Raw genomic sequence first — 16279 nt, forward strand, 5'->3', positions numbered from 1 at the left:
CGGCGGGCGTCCGGAGGTGCCCCTCCCCGCGCCCGCCGCACCGGTGTCGGCGCTAGATGCGGACGACCATCTTCCCGGTGTTGCCGCCGCGCATCATCGAGAGGAACGCGTCCACGGCGTGGTCGATGCCGTCGACGACGGTCTCGTCGTAGGCGATCTCTCCGTCGGCGAACCAGCCGGCCATCAGCCGGTTGAACTCCGGCGCGTGGTCGAGGTAGCCGGACAGCGTGAATCCGCGCAGCGTGAGACCGCGGGTGATGATGTTCGCCATGTTGTCGGGGCCGGGCGTCTTCTCGGTGCTGTTGTAGCCGGCGATCGCTCCGCAGAGCGCCGCGCGGCCGCCGTCGCGGAAGGCGTCGAGGGCCGCCTCGAGGTGGTCGCCGCCGACGTTGTCGAAGTACACGTCGATCCCGTCGGGCGCGGCCTCGGCCAGCTGCTCGCGGACCGGGCCGGAGTGGTAGTCGAAGGCGGCGTCGTAGCCGTACTTCTCGGTCAGCAGGGCGACCTTCTCGGCCGAACCCGCGGATCCGACGACCCGCTCGGCTCCGAGGAGGCGCGCGATCTGGCCGGCGGCCGAGCCGACGGCTCCCGCGGCGCCCGAGACGAAGACGGTGTCGCCCTCCTTCATGCCCGCGATGGCGGTGAGCCCGACGTACGCGGTGAGTCCGGTCATCCCGAGGATGCCGAGGCGGAGCGAGAGCGGCACTCCGGGGATCTCGGGGACGACGCGGAACTGCGACGACTCGGCCTGCACGACGTCGCGCCAGCCGAGCTGGTGCAGGACCGCGCTGCCGACAGGGAACGCGGGGTCGTCGGAGACGGTCACCCGGCCGACGGCACCGCCGGTCATGGTCTCGCCGAGGGCGAAGGGCGGGGTGTAGCTCTTCACGTCGTTCATGCGGCCGCGCATGTAGTGGTCGACCGAGAGGAAGGCGTTCTCGACGCGGATCTCGCCCGCGGCCGGGTCGCCGTACTCGACGGTCGCGGTCCGGAAGTCCTCGGCGACGGGCCAGCCGTCGGGGCGGCGGACGAGCTGGATCTGGGTGCTGGTGACGGTGCTCATAGGACCTTTCGTGGTGGTGGAGCGGAGGGGATCAGAGTGAGAGGCCGACGGCGAGCGCGATCACCGCGAGCAGACCCGGGGTCATCTGGGTCAGCGCGGCGCGGCGCTTGGTCGGAGCGGAGAGGAGCAGGACGAGTGCTGCGGCGACCATCGATCCGGCGCCGGCGAACACGAGGGCCGCGCCGACGGCGGTGGCGCCGATCGCGACGGCGACGATGCCCGCCGCGGTGACGACGGCGAGGAAGAGGTTGTAGAAGCCCTGGTTGTAGGCCATCTCCTTCGTCGCCTCCGCCTCGCCGGCGGTCGTGCCGAACGTCGTTCGGGCGCGCGAGGTCGTCCAGAGGACCGACTCGAGCACGAAGATGTAGACGTGCAGCGCCGCGGCGAGAGCGGCGAGCACCAGTCCGAGAACGATCACGGCGGGCCTCCAGGCGATGGTCGTGATGCGGAGGGCTCCGCACCGATTGTGTAACGACCAGTCCACAATATACTGGAGCGAGCGGTCCGCGCCAGTGCGGCGCCGCAGCTGTCACCCCTCAGGAGGAGCACCGTGGGTCGCACGCAGGGCTTCGACACCGAGCAGGTCGTCCGCGCCGCCCGCGCCGTCTTCTGGGAGAGCGGCTTCGAGGAGGCGTCGCTCCCGGACCTGGAGTCCGCGACCGGACTGCGCCGCTCCAGCCTCTACCACGCCTTCGGCAGCAAGCGCGGGCTCTTCGACGCTGCCGTGCAGAGCTACCTCGACGAGGTGGTGCGGCCCCGGCTCGCCCCGCTCGTCGATCCGCGAGGGGCGTCGCCGACGGCGCTCGAGGAGTACTTCGCCGGGCTGCGGGCGGCGCTCGCCGACTCCCGCACGCTCTCCGCGAGGAGCGGCTGCCTGCTGCTCAACGCCGCGGGCGCGCCGATCGCGCGCGACGACGCCGTGCGCGAGGTGATCGCCGACTACCGGGCCGAGCTGCTGGGCGCACTGCGCGCCGGAGCGCTCGCCCGCTGGCCCGACGCGCAGGCGTGGGCGTCGGCTCAGGCGGACGTCCTCGTGTCGCTCCTGGTGGCCGCGCTCGTGCTGGCCCGCGTCGATCCGGCGCAGTCGCTCGCCACCGTGGACGCCGCGCTCGCGCTCGTCCGATCCTCCGCGCCCTGACGGCCGTCGCGACGAACGCCGGAGCACCGCTCTCGCGCCGGGCCCGCCCTCGCAGCCGGCGCGCCGGGTCGGTCCGCACAGCACGACGCCCCCGTGCGCCTCGCGTCCCCGTGGGACGGATGCGCGCGGGGGCGTCGGGCGGGCGGGTTCAGTCGGTTCCGGCGTCGAACGCCGCACCCTCCGAGGCCAGGTCGGTGGCGCGTCCGAGCGCATCGGCCGCTGCGGACCCGCCGCCCTCGGTGATCGCGTCGGCCTCGCCGATCTCGAGCTCGCCGACGAGCTCGGCGGTCGGACCGCCGACGAGGCCGGCGGCCGCGTACTGCTCGAGCCGCGAGCGGGAGTCGGCGATGTCGAGATTGCGCATCGTGAGCTGCCCGATGCGGTCCTCGGGGCCGAAGGCGGCGTCGCCGACCCGCTCCATCGAGAGCTTGTCCGGGTGGTAGCTCAGCGCGGGGCCGGTCGTGTCGAGGATCGTGTAGTCGTCGCCGCGGCGCAGACGCAGGGTGACCTCCCCGGAGACGGCCGAGCCGACCCAGCGCTGGATGGACTCGCGCAGCATCAGCGACTGCGGGTCGAGCCAGCGGCCCTCGTACATCAGGCGGCCGAGACGACGGCCCTCCGAGTGGTACTGGGCGACGGTGTCCTCGTTGTGGATCGCGTTCAGCAGGCGCTCGTAGGCGATGTGCAGCAGCGCCATGCCGGGGGCCTCGTAGATGCCGCGGCTCTTGGCCTCGATGATCCGGTTCTCGATCTGGTCCGAGACGCCGAGCCCGTGGCGTCCGCCGATCGCGTTCGCCTCGAGCACGAGCGCGACGGCGTCCGAGAACTCGACGCCGTTCAGCGCGACGGGGCGGCCGGCCTCGAAGCGCACCGAGACGACCTCGGAGGCGATCTCGACCTCGTCGCGCCACGACGCGACCCCCATGATCGGCTCGACGAGCTCGAGGCCGCTGGAGAGCTCCTCGAGGCGCTTGGCCTCGTGGGTGGCGCCCCAGATGTTGGCGTCGGTCGAGTAGGCCTTCTCGGTGGCGTCGCGGTAGGGGAAGCCGCGGGCGACCAGCCACTCCGACATCTCGGTGCGGCCGCCGAGCTCGTTGACGAACTGCACGTCGAGCCAGGGCTTGTAGATGCGCAGGCGGGGGTTGGCGAGCAGGCCGTAGCGGTAGAACCGCTCGATGTCGTTGCCCTTGTAGGTCGAGCCGTCGCCCCAGATGTCGACGCCGTCCTCGCGCATGGCGCGGACGAGGAGGGTGCCGGTCACGGCGCGGCCGAGGGGGGTGGTGTTGAAGTAGGTCTTGCCGCCGGAGCGGATGTGGAAAGCGCCGCACTGCAGGGCGACGAGCCCCTCCTCGACCAGCGCGCTCTTCGCGTCGACGAGGCGCGAGATCTCGGCGCCGTACTGGGCCGCGCGGGACGGGACGCTCTCGATGTCGGGCTCGTCGTACTGGCCGATGTCGGCCGTGTACGTGCAGGGCACCGCGCCCTTCTCGCGCATCCAGGCGACGGCGACGGATGTGTCGAGGCCTCCCGAGAATGCGATTCCGACACGCTCGCCCACGGGCAGACTGCTCAACACTTTCGACATGCCTCCGATTTTAGGAGGAACGGGGACCTCCTCCGTGCCGCGGGAGGTCCGAGCCGCCTCCCGGGGCGCCCGCGCGGGGTGCGCTCCGGCCGTGGGAGCACGTCCTCCGTCGATCCGCGTCGATCGCCGCCGCCCCCGACCGGGGCGCGCGAGCCGGCCGGAGGCTCCGTGGTCCGGAGGCGGCGCCCGCGCAGCCGGCGCGGATCGCCCGCTCCGGCTGAGTGGTTCCGCGCGGCCCGGATGGACGGCCGTGGCGAGCGCGTGCCAGGCTCCGCTCGACCCCGGCTTCCGCCGCCGCCTCCGAAAGGGCTCTCCGTGCCACGACCTCCTCATCGCCTCGCGGCGATGGCCCTCGCCTGCCTGCTCGCCGCGGGCGGTTCCGCCGCTCTGGCGGCGTCCGCCCTCGCGACGCAGGCCGTCGCCGAGACTCCGACCGCCTTCGTCCCTGGGGAGACTCCGCCCGCAGAGGCGCGCGGATCGCAGACCTACACGAACGCTCTCCTCGGCGGCGACTCGCTCGACGCGGGGGAGCGCATCTTCTCGAACGGAGACTCCGCGAGCTTCGAGATGCAGGCGGACGGCAACGCCGTGATCTACGACGCCGGACGCCGCCCCGTCTGGAGCACCAGGACCCAGGGCACCGGAGCGACCACGGTGCGGATGCAGGAGGACGGCAACCTCGTCGTCGTGACCGGCTCCGGCACGCCCGTCTGGGCGTCCGGGACCGCGGGAGAGACCGGCGCGCTCGCCCTCATCCAGGACGACGGGCAGCTCGTGCTCGTCCGCCCGAACGGGGACACGGCCTGGTCCTCGGCCGACGAGCAGGAGCCCGAGCCGGAGCCGATCGCCGACGTCCTCGACAGCGGGCGCGAGCTCTCTCCGGGACAGCAGCTGACCGCCTCCGACGGCCGCTCGCGCGCCGCGATGCAGAGCGACGGCAATCTCGTCGTCTCCGTGGACGGATCCCCGCGCTGGAGCTCCGTCACCTCCGGAGCGGGCAACCGCCTCGCGATGCAGACCGACGGGAACGCGGTGGTCTCGGCCGCCGGGTCCGGCGTGCGCTGGCAGGCGGGAACGCCCGGGAACCCGGGCGCGCGGATGCGGATGCAGAACGACGGCAACCTGGTGATCACCGCCGCCTCCGGACGGCCGCTCTGGGCGAGCTCGACCTCGCGCGCGCCTGAGATCCGCGACGTCCTCTCCTCCGGCTCGCGGCTCAGCCGGGGACAGCAGCTCACCTCGCCGGACGGCCGGTCGCGCGCCTCCCTGCAGGGCGACGGCAATCTCGCGGTCTACTCGCGGGGGGACGTCCGCTGGGGCGCCGGCACCCAGGGCGAGGGCGAGACGCTCTCGATGCAGTCCGACGGCAACGCCGTGGTCACCTCCGCCTCGGGCCGACCCCTCTGGGCCTCGGGTACGGCGGGCAACCCGGGATCCCGCCTGCAGATGCAGAACGACGGCAACCTGGTCGTCTACTCCGCCTCGGGCCGCGCGCTGTGGGCGAGCGACACTCCTCCGGCGCCGCCCGCGCCCGCCGTCCGGGACACCCTCTCCTCCGGGAACCGGCTCACGTCCGGTCAGCTGCTGCGCTCCTCCGACGGAGGGAGCGAGGCGGTCATGCAGGGCGACGGCAACCTCGTCGTCTACTCGCGCGGCTCGGCCCGCTGGGCGGCCGGCACGTCCGGAGGCGGCAATCGGCTCGAGATGCAGTCCGACGGCAACGCCGTGGTCTACGCGGGCTCCGGCGGAGCGCGCTGGCAGTCCGGCACGGCGGGCAGCCCGGGCTCCCGGATGGTCATGCAGAACGACGGCAACCTGGTGATCTACTCGCCGCAGGGCCGCGCACTCTGGGCGAGCACGCAGGCCGCGGCGCCGGCGCCGGCACCGGCGCCCGGCCCGGGACGACCTGCTTATCCCGGCGACGCTGTGAACTGCGACGACTTCCCGGACCAGGCCTCAGCTCAGCGGTACTTCGACCTGTACTACCCGTACTACGGCGATGTCGCAGGGCTCGACAGGGACGACGACGGGTTCGCCTGCGAGTCCAACTGAAGGCAGCGAAGGTCCGCCCCTGCCGGAGGGGCGGGCCTTCGGCGGTCCTCCGACGTCGAGAGCCTCGCCCTCCTCTCTCAGGCCCGAGCGGTCCCCTGCAGGCCTCCGGGCCGCGCCCGCGGGTCTCGAGTGGTGAACACGACCCGCCTGCGCGAGAGGCTCTCCGGCAGACGACCATCGACAAGGCGCCTTGCGCACTGATGCTCCGCTGCCGCCCGAGCTCCCGCGCCGCCGGGCGACCCGGCATGCTGGGGCAGGACTCCGCCGACGACGCGGATCGGAAGGACGCCATGACCCCGACGACCCCCTCCAGCCGCGAGAGCCTGCTGGTCACCCCTGACGAGCTCGCCGAGCTGATGGCCTCCACCGAGCCGCCGCTCGTCCTCGACGTGCGCTGGCGCCTCGACCGGCCCGACGGCCGCCCGGAGTACCTCGCGGGTCACCTGCCCGGCGCGGTGCACGTCGACCTCGATCACGAGCTGGCCGCCCACGGCGAGCCGGAGGAGGGGCGCCACCCGCTGCCTCCGATCGAGGTGCTGCAGGAGGCGGCGCGCGGCTGGGGGCTCCGCCGGGGCCGGTCCGTCGTCGTGTACGACGACGCGCGTAGCGTCCCGGCCGCGCGGGCCTGGTGGCTGCTGCGGGCGACGGGAGTGGAGGACGTCCGCCTGCTCGACGGGTCGCTCGCCGGCTGGATCCGCTCGGGGCGGGAGCTCGAGACGGGCGACGTCCCGCGCGAGCGGGGCGACGTCGAGCTGGCCTACGGTCGGCTCCCGGTGCTGGACATCGACGAGGCGGCGGCGCTGCCCTCGGCGGGCGTCCTGCTCGACGCCCGCGCCCCTGAGCGGTACCGCGGCGAGGTCGAGCCGATCGACCCGCGGGCGGGCCACATCCCCGGCGCTCGGAACGCTCCGGCGTCCGCGGCGCTCGACTCCGAGGGGCGGTTCCGGCCCGCCTCCGACCTGCGCGCGGGATTCGAGGCGCTCGGCGTACGGGAGGACGCCCCCGTCGGCGTGTACTGCGGCAGCGGCGTCTCGGCCGCGGTCGACGTCGTCGCGCTCACGCTCGCGGGCTTCGCGCCGGCGCTCTACCCGGGCTCCTGGTCGCAGTGGTCGAGCACGCCGGGCCGGACGGTGGCGACCGGGTCGGAGGCCTGAACCGCCTTCTTCGGATCGCCCGCGGAGCTCAGCTGAGGCGGGAGTGCTCGCCGAGGTGGTGCCAGGTGCGGTTGTGGTAGACGAGCGGCGCCGTGGTCTCGGAGTCCTCGGGCACGTGGGCCTCGAGGGCGTGCACGGCGACGATCGTGGACGATCCCGCCTCCATGCGGTTGATCACCGTGCCGCGGATCCAGGCGGCGGCGCCCGGGAAGAACGGCTCGCCCGTGGGCAGCCGCGACCAGAGCGACGTGTCGGCGAAGCGGTCGATGCCGCTGGTCGAGCCCAGGCGCGCCAGGTCGAGCTGCTCCGCCCCGAGCAGGTGCACGACCAGCGTCTCGGACGCCTGGATGGCCGGAGAGCTGGACGAGGCGGACGAGAGTGAGAAGACGAACAGCGGCGGCTCGGCGCTCACCGAGAAGACGGAGGTCGCGGTCAGGGCGACCGGGCCGGTGCCCGGGTCGGCGGTGATCAGCGCGACTCCGGCGGCGTGGTTGCGGAACGCGAGCTTGAAGTCCTCCGGGGAGAGTCCGGCGAAGGCGCGGTGCTCCGGCTCGCGGTCCGGGGTGGTGGCGAGGTTCTCGCGGCTCATCGGAGACTCCTGATCGATCGAGGGTGCGGCACGGGGTGGTGGCCCGCCGTCGCGCCGCAGCACGGCTCCTCCAGACTGGCGCACCGGCCGGGGGAGGGCCGCCCCATTGCGGAGTATGACGCCGCCACCTCGGGGAACGCCGATCCGCCGCTCCCTGTTCCCGATCACGCCGGATCGGGTGCCCGTCGTCGGCGCCGGCCTCCGCGCGCCCGTCGCTCGCCCTCAGCGCAACCCGTCGCTGCGGCCGCGGTCTGCGCGCAGACTCGAGGGCATGGCCCACCGTCAGCGCACGTCCACCGCGCATCCCGAGAGCAAGACCTGCGCCTCCTGCGGTCGCGAGATCGAGTGGCGCGCGAAGTGGGCACGGGACTGGGAGGACGTCCGCTACTGCTCGGACGCCTGCCGCCGTCGCGGAGTCGGTCCGGAGGAGGCGCGGCTCGAGGAGGAGATCCGCACTGTCCTGCTCGCGCGAGCGGCGTCGTCGACGGCGTGCCCGTCCGAGGTCGCGCGCCGGGTCGGCGGCGAGGAGTGGCGGCCGCTGATGGAGCCCGTGCGCCGGGCCGCGCGCCGCCTGGTCGACCGGGGCGAGATCGACATCGTGCAGGGCGGACAGGTCGTCGACCCCTCGCGGGCGAAGGGCCCGATCCGGCTGCGGCGACGCCCCGGCGGACCCCTGTCGCCGGGCGGCGCCGCGGGCTAGCCTCAGCAGATGCCCAGCAGCGACGCCGTCGTCCTCACCGTCCCCGGACCGCACGGCGACCGGGAGGTGCGGATCTCGAGCCCTGAGCGAGTGCTCTTCCCGGAGCCGGGCATCACCAAACGCGAGGTCGCGGAGTACCTGATCGCCGTCGGCGAGCCGTTCGTCGCGGCGAACGGCGGCCGCCCCGTCTCGCTGCAGCGCTTCTCCTCCGGGATCGAGGGCGAGCAGTTCTTCTCGAAGAATCCGCCCAAGGGCGCGCCCGAGTACGTCCGGTCGGTCCCGGTGACGTACCCGAGCGGGCGGGTGCATCCGCAGCTCGTGATCGACGAGCCCGCGGCCGCCGTCTGGGCGGCGCAGATGAACACCGTCGTCTTCCACCCGTGGGCGTCCCGCGCCGATGCGCCCGACCTGCCCGACCAGCTCCGGATCGACCTCGACCCGCAGCCCGGCACCGACGTCGCCGACGCGGTCGTCGCCGCGCACGCGCTGCGGGAGGTCCTGCGGGAGGCCGGCCTCGACCCGTTCGTGAAGACGTCCGGCAACCGCGGCCTGCACGTCTTCGCGCCGATCGTCGCCGAGCACGAGTTCCTCGACGTCCGCCACGCGGTGATCGCCGCGGCGCGCGAGCTGGAGCGGCGGATGCCCGAGCAGGTCACGACGGCGTGGTGGAAGGAGGAGCGCGGCGAGCGGATCTTCGTCGACTTCAACCAGGCCAACCGCGACCGGACGATCGCCGGTGCCTACAGCCCGCGGCCACTCGCGCACGCTCCCGTCTCCACTCCGCTGGACTGGGACGAGCTCGACGGCGTCGACCCGCGGGCCTTCACGATCCGCACGGTCCCGGCGCGCCTCGCCGAGCGCGGTGATCCGTGGGCACGGATGCACGACGCCCCCGGCCGCCTCGACGCCCTGCTCGGCTGGTGGGAGCGCGATGTCGCCGCCGGCCTCGGCGAGCTGCCGTTCCCGCCCGACTTCCCCAAGATGCCGGGCGAGCCGCCCCGCGTGCAGCCCAGCCGCGCGAAGAAGGCCTAGCCGAGGACGTCGCCGAGGTCGTACGCGGTCGGCTGCTCCAGCTGCTCCATGGTGCAGGAGGCGGCGTCGCGGTCCGGGCGCCAGCGCTCGAACTGCACGGTGTGCCGGAAGCGGTCGCCCTCGCGCTGGTCGTAGCGGACCTCGAGCACGAGCTCGGGACGCAGACGCACGAAGGAGGTGTCGCGGCCGCTCGAGAACCGGCTCCGCTCGCCCTCGCCGCGCACCGGTGCTCCCTCCGCGTCGCGCTCGACCGCGGGTGCGAGCTCCTCCAGCAGCTGCACGCGACGCTCGTCGCTGAAGGCCGAGGCCCCGCCGACCTGGCGGACCTCTCCGTCGTCGCCGTGCAGGCCGAGCAGGATCGAGCCCACGCCCGGCTTGGAGGCATGGTCGCGGTACCCGATCGCGATCACGTCGGCCGTGCGGTGGTGCTTGACCTTGAGCACGGCGCGCTTCCCGGGGGAGTAGGGCGCGGCCAGGGGCTTCGCCACGACGCCGTCCAGTCCTGCGCCCTCGAAGCGCTCGAGCCAGTCGCGCGCCAGAACCTCGTCGTCGGTGGCGCGGCCGAGGTGCAGCGGATGCGGGACGCCGGCCATCACCGCGGCGAGCGCCTCCCGCCGCGCCGAGTACGGCTCCTCGAGCATGCTGCGCCCGTCCACGGCGAGCAGGTCGAAGGCGACGAGCATCGCCGGGGTGGTCTCCGCCAGCATCCTCACGCGGCTCGCGGCCGGATGGATGCGCTGCGAGAGCAGGTCCCAGTCGAGCCGCTGGGCACCCGGCTCGCCGGTCGCCAGGACGATCTCGCCGTCGAGCACGCAGCCGTCGGGGAGCAGCCGGAGGAAGGCCTCGACGAGCTCGGGGAAGAACCGGGTCAGCGGCTTGGAGCCGCGGCTCCCGATCTCGCACTCGCCGCCGGAGACCGAGACGATCGCGCGGAACCCGTCCCACTTCGGCTCGTAGGAGTATCCGCCCGCGACGGCGGTCTGCTCCGGCACCGCCGGAACGGCCTTGGCGAGCATCGGGGCGACGGGGAGCGCGAACGGGAGGTCCATGCCCTGATCATCCCGGCCGCGATCCCCGACCGCACCCCCTTCCGGAAGGGGCCGCGGTCTCGGACCGCACCCCCTTCCGGAAGGCTGTGGACCGGCACGCTCCGGGCCCGCCGCGGAGGTTCGAGGCGTAGCGTTCCCGGCATGAGCATTGACTGGAAGCGCTGGACGCCCGTCGCCGTCGTCCCCGCGGTCGTCGTCGCCGCGGCCGTCGCCCTCCCCCTCTCGGCGAGCGCCGCGGGGGACCTCCCCGAGAAGTCCGCCGCCGACCTCCTCGCCTTCGTCGCCGAGAGCGACGCCACGGCGTTCTCCGGCGAGATCCAGCAGACCTCGGACCTCGGCCTGCCCGACCTCTCGGCGCTCGGCGGCTCCGCCGGCTCGGCGTCCGCCGACCCCGCCGACTCCCTCGTCGAGCTCGCCACCGGCTCGCACCAGGCGCGCGTGTACGTCGACGCCGAGAAGGGCGTGCGCCTCCAGGTGCTCGACCGGCTCGCCGAGCGCGACGTCGTCGCCTCGACGACCGACGGAGTCTGGATCTACGACTCGAGCGCGAACACCGCCACCCACCTCGTGCCTCCCGCGGGCGGAGCCCCCGAGGCCTCGCCGGGCGATCAGGTCGTCACGCCGTCGTCCGCCACCGAGCAGCTGCTCGCCGCGATCGACCCGACGACCACGGTCGCGGTCGGCTCGGACGTCAGCGTCGCCGGGCGCGATGCGTACGAGCTCGTGCTCACGCCCCGCGACGGCGGCACCCTCGTGGGCTCCGTGACCGTCTCGGTCGACGGCGAGACGGGCCTCCCGCTCGGGGTAGCCGTGACCGCCCGCGGGGGCACCGCGCCCGCGTTCAGCGTCGCCTACACGAGCATCGACTTCTCGACACCCGACGCGTCCCTCTTCTCCTTCACGCCCCCGGCCGGCGCCGAGGTGACGGAGCAGGCCGCTCCGGTCGACGACGAGGCGGACGCCTCGGACGCGCCCGCCGCGGACACGGCCGAGCACTCCGACGTCGTCACCACGGGCTCCGGCTGGACGAGCGTCGTCGAGCTGCCCGCCGGTGACGCCGACGCGCTCTCCTCGCTCGACGCGGTCACCACGCCGGTCGACGGCGGCCGCATCCTCTCCTCCGCCCTGCTGACCGTCCTCGTCACCGACGACGGACGCGTCCTCGTCGGCGCGGTCCCGGCCGAGGCGCTCCGCGACGCGGCCTCCGCTCGGTGACGGCGGGCGAGCTCGCCGTCGAGACGCGGGGCCTCACGAAGCGCTTCGGGCGGCAGGAAGCGGTCTCCGGTCTCGACCTCGCCGTTCCCCGCGGCGCCGTCTTCGGCTTCCTCGGCCCGAACGGCTCGGGCAAGACCACGACGATCCGGATGCTGCTCGCCCTCGCCGCGCCGACCGCGGGCAGCATCACCGTCCTCGGGCAGGCCATGCCCCGGCGCGCGGCCGAGGTCCTGCCCCGGGTGGGGGCGCTGGTCGAGGGGCCGGGCTTCTACCCGTTCCTCTCCGGAGCGGCCAACCTCCGGCGCTTCGACGCCGCGGAGGCGGGCACCTCGTCCCGCACCCGCGACACCCGCGCGAAGGAGGCCCTCGCCCGCGTCGGCCTCTCGGCCGCGGCGCGCAAGAAGGTCGGCTCCTACTCCCTGGGCATGAAGCAGCGGCTCGGCATCGCGGTCGCCCTCCTCTCGCCGCGCGACCTGATCGTGCTGGACGAGCCCACGAACGGCCTCGACCCGCAGGGCACCCGCGAGGTCCGCGCTCTCGTGCGCGGACTGAACCAGGACGGCACGACCGTCCTCGTCTCCAGCCACCTCCTGGCCGAGATCGAGCAGCTCTGCACCCACGCCGCCGTCATGCGCACCGGGCGCCTCGTCGCCCAGGGCGGGCTGGACGAGCTGCGCGGGGACGCCGCCTCGGTCGAGCTGCTGACGCCCGACCGCGAGCGCGCGATCGTGGCTCTGCACACCCGGGGTCTGGAGCCGCGCACCGCGCCGGGCCCGCACCCCGCCGATCCGCCGCTGGTCGTCGCCGCTCTGCCGCCCGGGCTCGCGGCCGAGACGCTGGTGGCCGACCTCGTGCGGGCCGACGTCCGCGTCTGCGGGTTCGCCGTCCGCCGCCCCTCGCTCGAGGAGCGCTTCGTCGAGCTGACCGGGGAGGGCTTCGATGTCGAGCGCTGACGCGACCGTCCGCCGCGCGGGGATCGGGTCCCTGCTCGCCTCCGAGCTCGCCCTGCTCTTCCGCCGGCGCCGTACCTGGGCGCTGCTCGCGGCCCTGGCCGCCATCCCGATCCTGCTCGCCGTCGCGGTGCGGCTCTCGGGCGGGGACGGAGGCGGGCCGTCCTTCGTGGGAGCGATCGCCGGCAACGGCCTCTTCACCGGCTTCGCGGCCATCACGGTCGCCGTCCCGCTGTTCCTCCCGCTCACGGTCGGGGTCGTCGCCGGCGACGCGATCGCGGGCGAGGCCTCGCTCGGGACGCTGCGCTACCTGCTGGTCAGCCCCGTCGGCCGCGTGCGGCTGCTCGCGGTGAAGTTCGCCGCCTCCCTCGCCTTCTGCCTCGCCGCAGCACTCACCGTCATGGTGGTCGGGATCCTGATCGGCCTGGCGCTCTTCCCGGCGGGACCGGTGACGCTGCTCTCCGGCAGCACCGTCCCGCTCGCCGACGCGATCGGCCGGGCCCTGGCGATCGCCGTGTACGCGGCGCTCTCGCTGGTCGGGCTCTCGGCGATCGGCCTCTTCATCTCGACGCTGACCGATGTGCCGGTCGGCGCCATGGCGGCCACCGTGGTCGTCTCCATCGCGGCGCAGATCGTCGGCTCGCTCTCGCAGCTGGACGCCCTCCACCCGTTCCTGCTGACCGATCGGTGGTTCGACTTCGCCGACCTCCTGCGCGACCCGATCTCGTGGAGCTCCTTCGGCGAGAACGCGCTGCTCCAGCTCGCCTACGTCGCCGTGTTCGGGTCGCTCGCGATCGGCCGCTTCACCACCCGCGACATCCTCTCCTGATCCTGGGACGACGGAGGCCGCCCTCCCGCACTGCGGTGGGGGCGGCTTCCGATGTCGACGGGGTCAGCCCTGCGGAGCGATCCCGAAGCTGACGGAGCCGCCCTCGTCCACCTGCGCGTCGAGGACCTTGTCGCCGAGAGCGACGGAGGCGGCGACGTCGAGGAACACGCGCGCTCCGTCCTGCTCCACGACGGCGTCCGTCGTCTCGGGGGCCGCGGCGACCGCGACAGCGAAGTTGCGGGCGTCGAGATCGGTGCCGCTGATGCGCAGGCCTCCCTCGACGGGGGTCTCGGTCTGCCCGGTGATGGTCTTGACGACGGTGCTGGCGTTGTCGGTGAGCGTGAGCATCGGGTCGTTCCTTCCGTCCGTGGTCGATGAGGGGGCCACGTTGCCGGGATCCGGCGGCACCCTCAAGGCGGCGGAGCGGATGTGGAGGGGATGCACACCTGGACGGTCCGGGGAGTCGCGGCGCTCGCCGGAGCCTCGCCGGGCCGGGGGCGTCGCATCGCCTGCCACACTGGCCGGATGCATCCCGCCGACTCCTGCCCCTGCGGAAGCCGCCGCCACTACGCCGACTGCTGCCGCCCCGCCCACCTCGGCGAGGAGCCCTCGCCGACGGCGGAGCGCCTGATGCGCAGCCGCTACAGCGCGAACGTCCTCGGCAGCGCCCCCTACCTGCTCGCGAGCTGGCACCCCTCGACCCGGCCGCGCCGCATCGACCTCGATCCCGACCTCCAGTGGCGCCGGCTCCAGATCGTCGACACCTCGTTCGGCGGGGAGGGCGACGAGGAGGGCCTGGTCGAGTTCCGCGCCTCCTACCGCTCGCCCGCCGGCCCACGCCTCGTGCACGAGCGCAGCCGCTTCCTGCGCGAGGACGGTCGCTGGCTCTACGTCGACGGCGAGATGCTCGGCGACGAGGCCTGATCCGTCCTGGCCGTCCTACTCTGGAGGCATGGCCAAGGACTTCCGCCGGGCGGACGACGCGTCGCGCTACGAGCTCCACCTCGACGGCGCCCTGGTGGGCGTCCTCGACTACCGCGAGGCGCCCGGCAGCGTCTCCCTCGTCCGCTCCTTCACGACCCCGCCCTTCCGAGGCCGCGGGCTCGCATGGGAGCTGGTCTCCTTCGCCGTCGACGACATCGAGGCCGCCGGCGGGCGGAGCGTCGTGCCGATGTGCTGGTACGTCGGGCAGTGGTTCGAGCAGCACCCCGAGAAGGCGCACCTCCTCGCTCCCTCCTGAGCCGCTCGCTCACTCGCGGACCGCGGGCTCCACTCCGGCCAGGTCCGGGCCGAGGCCGATGTCGACCAGGCGCAGACGGCCCGCGTAGGAGTCGCCCGGAGGCAGCAGCAGACCGGCCTTGATCGCGCCGAAGGCGACCGTCACATCGGCGCGCAGCACGGTGGGATCGGGGACCGACCCGTCGTCGGGATGGACGCCGCTCGGCAGGTCGACCGCGACGACCACCGGGCGCTCGGCCCGCCGCTCCAGCGCGTCGAGCACCGCCTCGACGACGACGCGCGGCCGCCCCCGCAGCGCGGGCTCCGTCGCTCCGATGCCGAGGATCCCGTCGACCAGGACATCCGCCCGCGCCACCGCCGCGGCGAGGCCGGGCGCGTCGTCGGCCGGCACCTGCCCGCAGCCCTCGTCGAGCGCCACGGCGAGGCCCCGGCGGTGCACCCGCTCGGCCGTGAGGACGAGGACGACGTCGGTTCCGGAGGAGGAGAGCTCGGCGGCCGCGTAGAGCGCGTCACCGCCGTTGTCGCCCGGACCGACCAGGACGAGCACCGAGGCCGGACGGGAGCGGTCGGAGCGCCCGGCGAGCACGAGACGCAGCTCGCGGGCGAGGCCGTCGGCGGCGCGCTGCATCAGCGGCTCCCGCCGGGCCAGGTGCGGAGCCTCGGCGGCCCGCACCTGCGCGGACGTGTATCCCTCGACCATGCGCTCCACTGTGCGCGCGGCGCTGCGGGCGTGCAACCCCGTCAGCTCTCCTGCACCGCCCGGTCCGACTCCTCGACGATCGCCCGCATCGCGGCCTCCGCAGCGTCCGCGTCGCCCGAGGCGACGGCGGCGGCCACCGCCCGGTGCAGCCGCACCGCGGTGGAGTCGGCCTCGCGCGGCATGAGCGCGTTGCGGGTGCGGCCGGCGAGGACCTCGGCGACCAGATCGCCCAGCTGCGCGAGCATCCGGTTGCCGGACGCGGCCAGGAGGGAGCGGTGGAAGGCGGTGTCGGCGGCGAGGTAGGCGGACTGGTCGGCTGCGCGGGAGTGGGTGGAGAGGGCGTCGCCCGCCTCCGTGAGCGTCCGCCGCTGCTCCTCGGTCGCGTTCGCCGCGGCGAGCCGGGCCGCGAGCGGCTCCACCCCGAGTCGGAGCTCGCTGAGCTGGTGCAGCTGGCGCCGCCGGTCCGGGCCGTCCAGTCCCCATGCGACGACCCGCGTGTCCAGGGCGTTCCAGCACTCCGGAGGCTGGACCCGCGTCCCCGCGCGGCGGCGGGACGTCACGAGCCCGAGCGTCTCGAGGACGCGCACCGCCTCCCGCATCACCGAGCGGGAGACCCCGCGCCGCTCCGCACGCTCGTCGGCGCTGAAGGTGGTGCCCGGCGCGAGCTCGCCGCGCACGATCTGCGAGCCGAGCTCGTCCAGCACCGAGTGGTGCAGCGAGGGCGTCGGCGCGGGCATGCGGTCATCCTGCCATCGCCGGAGTCGCGCCCCGGCCGATCTTCGGGCATGATCGGGACACACGCAGGTTATGTCGGACAAAAGCCGGCCGCTGGCCGTCGGCTCGACCAAGGACGCTCATGACACCGACCCTCCTCCCCGCCCTCCGCGCCGCCGCCAGCCCCGCGATCAGGCCCGTCGTCAGCGCTCCGATCAGCAGGGAGACGAAGGGGTGCAGCTTCAGCCAGGTGATCAGCACGACGATCAC

The 16279-nt window shown here is 74.2% G+C and carries 18 protein-coding genes; 10 read left to right on the top strand and 8 right to left on the bottom strand.

Annotated elements, in window-relative coordinates; genetic code table 11:
* Positions 1-52: 52 nt before the first annotated feature.
* Positions 53-1063 (bottom strand): NADP-dependent oxidoreductase, encoded by a 1011-nt coding sequence (locus tag C5C44_RS13865; protein ID WP_104336030.1) that lies wholly within the window; start codon positions 1061-1063, stop codon positions 53-55.
* Between the two features lie 31 nt (positions 1064-1094).
* Positions 1095-1481, bottom strand: a complete 387-nt coding sequence (locus tag C5C44_RS13870) for a DUF1304 domain-containing protein (protein WP_104336031.1) — start codon at positions 1479-1481, stop codon at positions 1095-1097.
* Between the two features lie 132 nt (positions 1482-1613).
* On the opposite strand from C5C44_RS13870, the gene C5C44_RS13875 reads away from it, so the two are divergent.
* Entirely contained in the window at positions 1614-2201 is a 588-nt protein-coding gene (locus C5C44_RS13875; protein ID WP_104238589.1) for a TetR/AcrR family transcriptional regulator, read from the top strand.
* Between the two features lie 148 nt (positions 2202-2349).
* Here C5C44_RS13875 and argG read toward each other — a convergent pair whose 3' ends face one another.
* A complete protein-coding gene (gene argG, locus C5C44_RS13880) occupies positions 2350-3786 on the bottom strand; it encodes an argininosuccinate synthase (protein ID WP_104222545.1) in 1437 nt (478 codons plus the stop codon).
* Between the two features lie 345 nt (positions 3787-4131).
* On the opposite strand from argG, the gene C5C44_RS13885 reads away from it, so the two are divergent.
* The gene (locus tag C5C44_RS13885; protein ID WP_181132847.1) at positions 4132-5838 is read left to right on the top strand and encodes an excalibur calcium-binding domain-containing protein; all 1707 of its coding nucleotides are present in this window, start codon (positions 4132-4134) and stop codon (positions 5836-5838) included.
* A gap of 290 nt (positions 5839-6128) precedes the next feature.
* The gene (locus C5C44_RS13890; RefSeq protein WP_104288305.1) at positions 6129-6992 is read left to right on the top strand and encodes a sulfurtransferase; all 864 of its coding nucleotides are present in this window, start codon (positions 6129-6131) and stop codon (positions 6990-6992) included.
* 28 nt (positions 6993-7020) lie between these two features.
* On the opposite strand, the gene C5C44_RS13895 is transcribed toward C5C44_RS13890, so the two are convergent.
* Positions 7021-7581 (bottom strand): flavin reductase family protein, encoded by a 561-nt coding sequence (locus C5C44_RS13895; RefSeq protein ID WP_104222547.1) that lies wholly within the window; start codon positions 7579-7581, stop codon positions 7021-7023.
* Positions 7582-7852: 271 nt separating this feature from the next.
* Between C5C44_RS13895 and C5C44_RS13900 the strand changes: the two genes are divergently transcribed.
* Both C5C44_RS13900 and ligD read left to right on the top strand, forming a co-directional pair.
* Entirely contained in the window at positions 7853-8281 is a 429-nt protein-coding gene (locus tag C5C44_RS13900; protein ID WP_104233370.1) for a DUF2256 and DUF3253 domain-containing protein, read from the top strand.
* 9 nt (positions 8282-8290) lie between these two features.
* Positions 8291-9313 carry a non-homologous end-joining DNA ligase gene (gene ligD / locus C5C44_RS13905; protein WP_181028781.1) on the top strand — a complete coding sequence of 341 codons (1023 nt, stop codon included), beginning with the start codon at positions 8291-8293 and terminating at the stop codon, positions 9311-9313.
* Here the strand turns inward: ligD and C5C44_RS13910 are convergent.
* A complete protein-coding gene (locus C5C44_RS13910) occupies positions 9310-10362 on the bottom strand; it encodes an ATP-dependent DNA ligase (protein ID WP_104336033.1) in 1053 nt (350 codons plus the stop codon). The genes ligD and C5C44_RS13910 overlap by 4 nt on opposite strands.
* A gap of 141 nt (positions 10363-10503) precedes the next feature.
* Here C5C44_RS13910 and C5C44_RS16770 point away from each other — a divergent pair, with 141 nt between their 5' ends.
* The 3 genes from C5C44_RS16770 to C5C44_RS13925 are packed head-to-tail and all read left to right on the top strand — an operon-like array spanning position 10504 to position 13356.
* A complete protein-coding gene (locus C5C44_RS16770; protein WP_146084347.1) occupies positions 10504-11577 on the top strand; it encodes a DUF2092 domain-containing protein in 1074 nt (357 codons plus the stop codon).
* Positions 11574-12530: an ABC transporter ATP-binding protein gene (locus C5C44_RS13920; RefSeq protein ID WP_104336034.1), complete on the top strand. Its 957-nt coding sequence runs from the start codon at positions 11574-11576 to the stop codon at positions 12528-12530. Before C5C44_RS16770 ends, C5C44_RS13920 begins: the two co-directional genes overlap by 4 nt.
* Positions 12517-13356 (top strand): ABC transporter permease, encoded by an 840-nt coding sequence (locus C5C44_RS13925; protein WP_104336035.1) that lies wholly within the window; start codon positions 12517-12519, stop codon positions 13354-13356. Before C5C44_RS13920 ends, C5C44_RS13925 begins: the two co-directional genes overlap by 14 nt.
* Positions 13357-13419: 63 nt before the next feature.
* Here the strand turns inward: C5C44_RS13925 and C5C44_RS13930 are convergent, their stop codons facing one another.
* Positions 13420-13704, bottom strand: a complete 285-nt coding sequence (locus tag C5C44_RS13930; RefSeq protein WP_104225397.1) for a hypothetical protein — start codon at positions 13702-13704, stop codon at positions 13420-13422.
* 177 nt (positions 13705-13881) lie between these two features.
* Here C5C44_RS13930 and C5C44_RS13935 point away from each other — a divergent pair, with 177 nt between their 5' ends.
* Positions 13882-14280, top strand: coding sequence for a YchJ family protein (locus C5C44_RS13935; protein WP_104336039.1), 399 nt, complete (start codon positions 13882-13884; stop codon positions 14278-14280).
* A 28-nt stretch (positions 14281-14308) separates the two neighbouring features.
* On the top strand, positions 14309-14596 hold the full coding sequence (locus tag C5C44_RS13940; RefSeq protein WP_104336036.1) for a GNAT family N-acetyltransferase: 288 nt from the start codon (positions 14309-14311) through the stop codon (positions 14594-14596).
* Positions 14597-14605: 9 nt separating this feature from the next.
* On the opposite strand, the gene C5C44_RS13945 is transcribed toward C5C44_RS13940, so the two are convergent.
* Entirely contained in the window at positions 14606-15295 is a 690-nt protein-coding gene (locus C5C44_RS13945) for an NAD(P)H-hydrate epimerase (RefSeq protein ID WP_104267409.1), read from the bottom strand.
* A gap of 41 nt (positions 15296-15336) precedes the next feature.
* Positions 15337-16032, bottom strand: coding sequence for a FadR/GntR family transcriptional regulator (locus C5C44_RS13950; protein WP_104318946.1), 696 nt, complete (start codon positions 16030-16032; stop codon positions 15337-15339).
* Positions 16033-16279 lie beyond the last annotated feature (247 nt).

This window comes from Rathayibacter sp. AY1F6, assembly GCF_002932035.1.
Taxonomy (GTDB): domain Bacteria; phylum Actinomycetota; class Actinomycetes; order Actinomycetales; family Microbacteriaceae; genus Rathayibacter.

Bases quoted from the DNA above. Each gene is read 5' to 3' on its own strand.
- C5C44_RS13925 (WP_104336035.1), top strand. From the start codon at position 12,517: ATGTCGAGCGCTGACGCGACCGTCCGCCGCGCGGGGATCGGGTCCCTG.
- C5C44_RS13865 (WP_104336030.1), bottom strand. From the start codon at position 1,063: ATGAGCACCGTCACCAGCACCCAGATCCAGCTCGTCCGCCGCCCCGAC.
- ligD (WP_181028781.1), top strand. From the start codon at position 8,291: ATGCCCAGCAGCGACGCCGTCGTCCTCACCGTCCCCGGACCGCACGGC.
- C5C44_RS13950 (WP_104318946.1), bottom strand. From the start codon at position 16,032: ATGCCCGCGCCGACGCCCTCGCTGCACCACTCGGTGCTGGACGAGCTC.
- C5C44_RS16770 (WP_146084347.1), top strand. From the start codon at position 10,504: ATGAGCATTGACTGGAAGCGCTGGACGCCCGTCGCCGTCGTCCCCGCG.
- C5C44_RS13935 (WP_104336039.1), top strand. From the start codon at position 13,882: ATGCATCCCGCCGACTCCTGCCCCTGCGGAAGCCGCCGCCACTACGCC.
- C5C44_RS13900 (WP_104233370.1), top strand. From the start codon at position 7,853: ATGGCCCACCGTCAGCGCACGTCCACCGCGCATCCCGAGAGCAAGACC.
- C5C44_RS13885 (WP_181132847.1), top strand. From the start codon at position 4,132: ATGGCCCTCGCCTGCCTGCTCGCCGCGGGCGGTTCCGCCGCTCTGGCG.
- C5C44_RS13930 (WP_104225397.1), bottom strand. From the start codon at position 13,704: ATGCTCACGCTCACCGACAACGCCAGCACCGTCGTCAAGACCATCACC.
- C5C44_RS13940 (WP_104336036.1), top strand. From the start codon at position 14,309: ATGGCCAAGGACTTCCGCCGGGCGGACGACGCGTCGCGCTACGAGCTC.
- C5C44_RS13895 (WP_104222547.1), bottom strand. From the start codon at position 7,581: ATGAGCCGCGAGAACCTCGCCACCACCCCGGACCGCGAGCCGGAGCAC.
- C5C44_RS13890 (WP_104288305.1), top strand. From the start codon at position 6,129: ATGACCCCGACGACCCCCTCCAGCCGCGAGAGCCTGCTGGTCACCCCT.
- C5C44_RS13910 (WP_104336033.1), bottom strand. From the start codon at position 10,362: ATGGACCTCCCGTTCGCGCTCCCCGTCGCCCCGATGCTCGCCAAGGCC.
- C5C44_RS13945 (WP_104267409.1), bottom strand. From the start codon at position 15,295: ATGGTCGAGGGATACACGTCCGCGCAGGTGCGGGCCGCCGAGGCTCCG.
- argG (WP_104222545.1), bottom strand. From the start codon at position 3,786: ATGTCGAAAGTGTTGAGCAGTCTGCCCGTGGGCGAGCGTGTCGGAATC.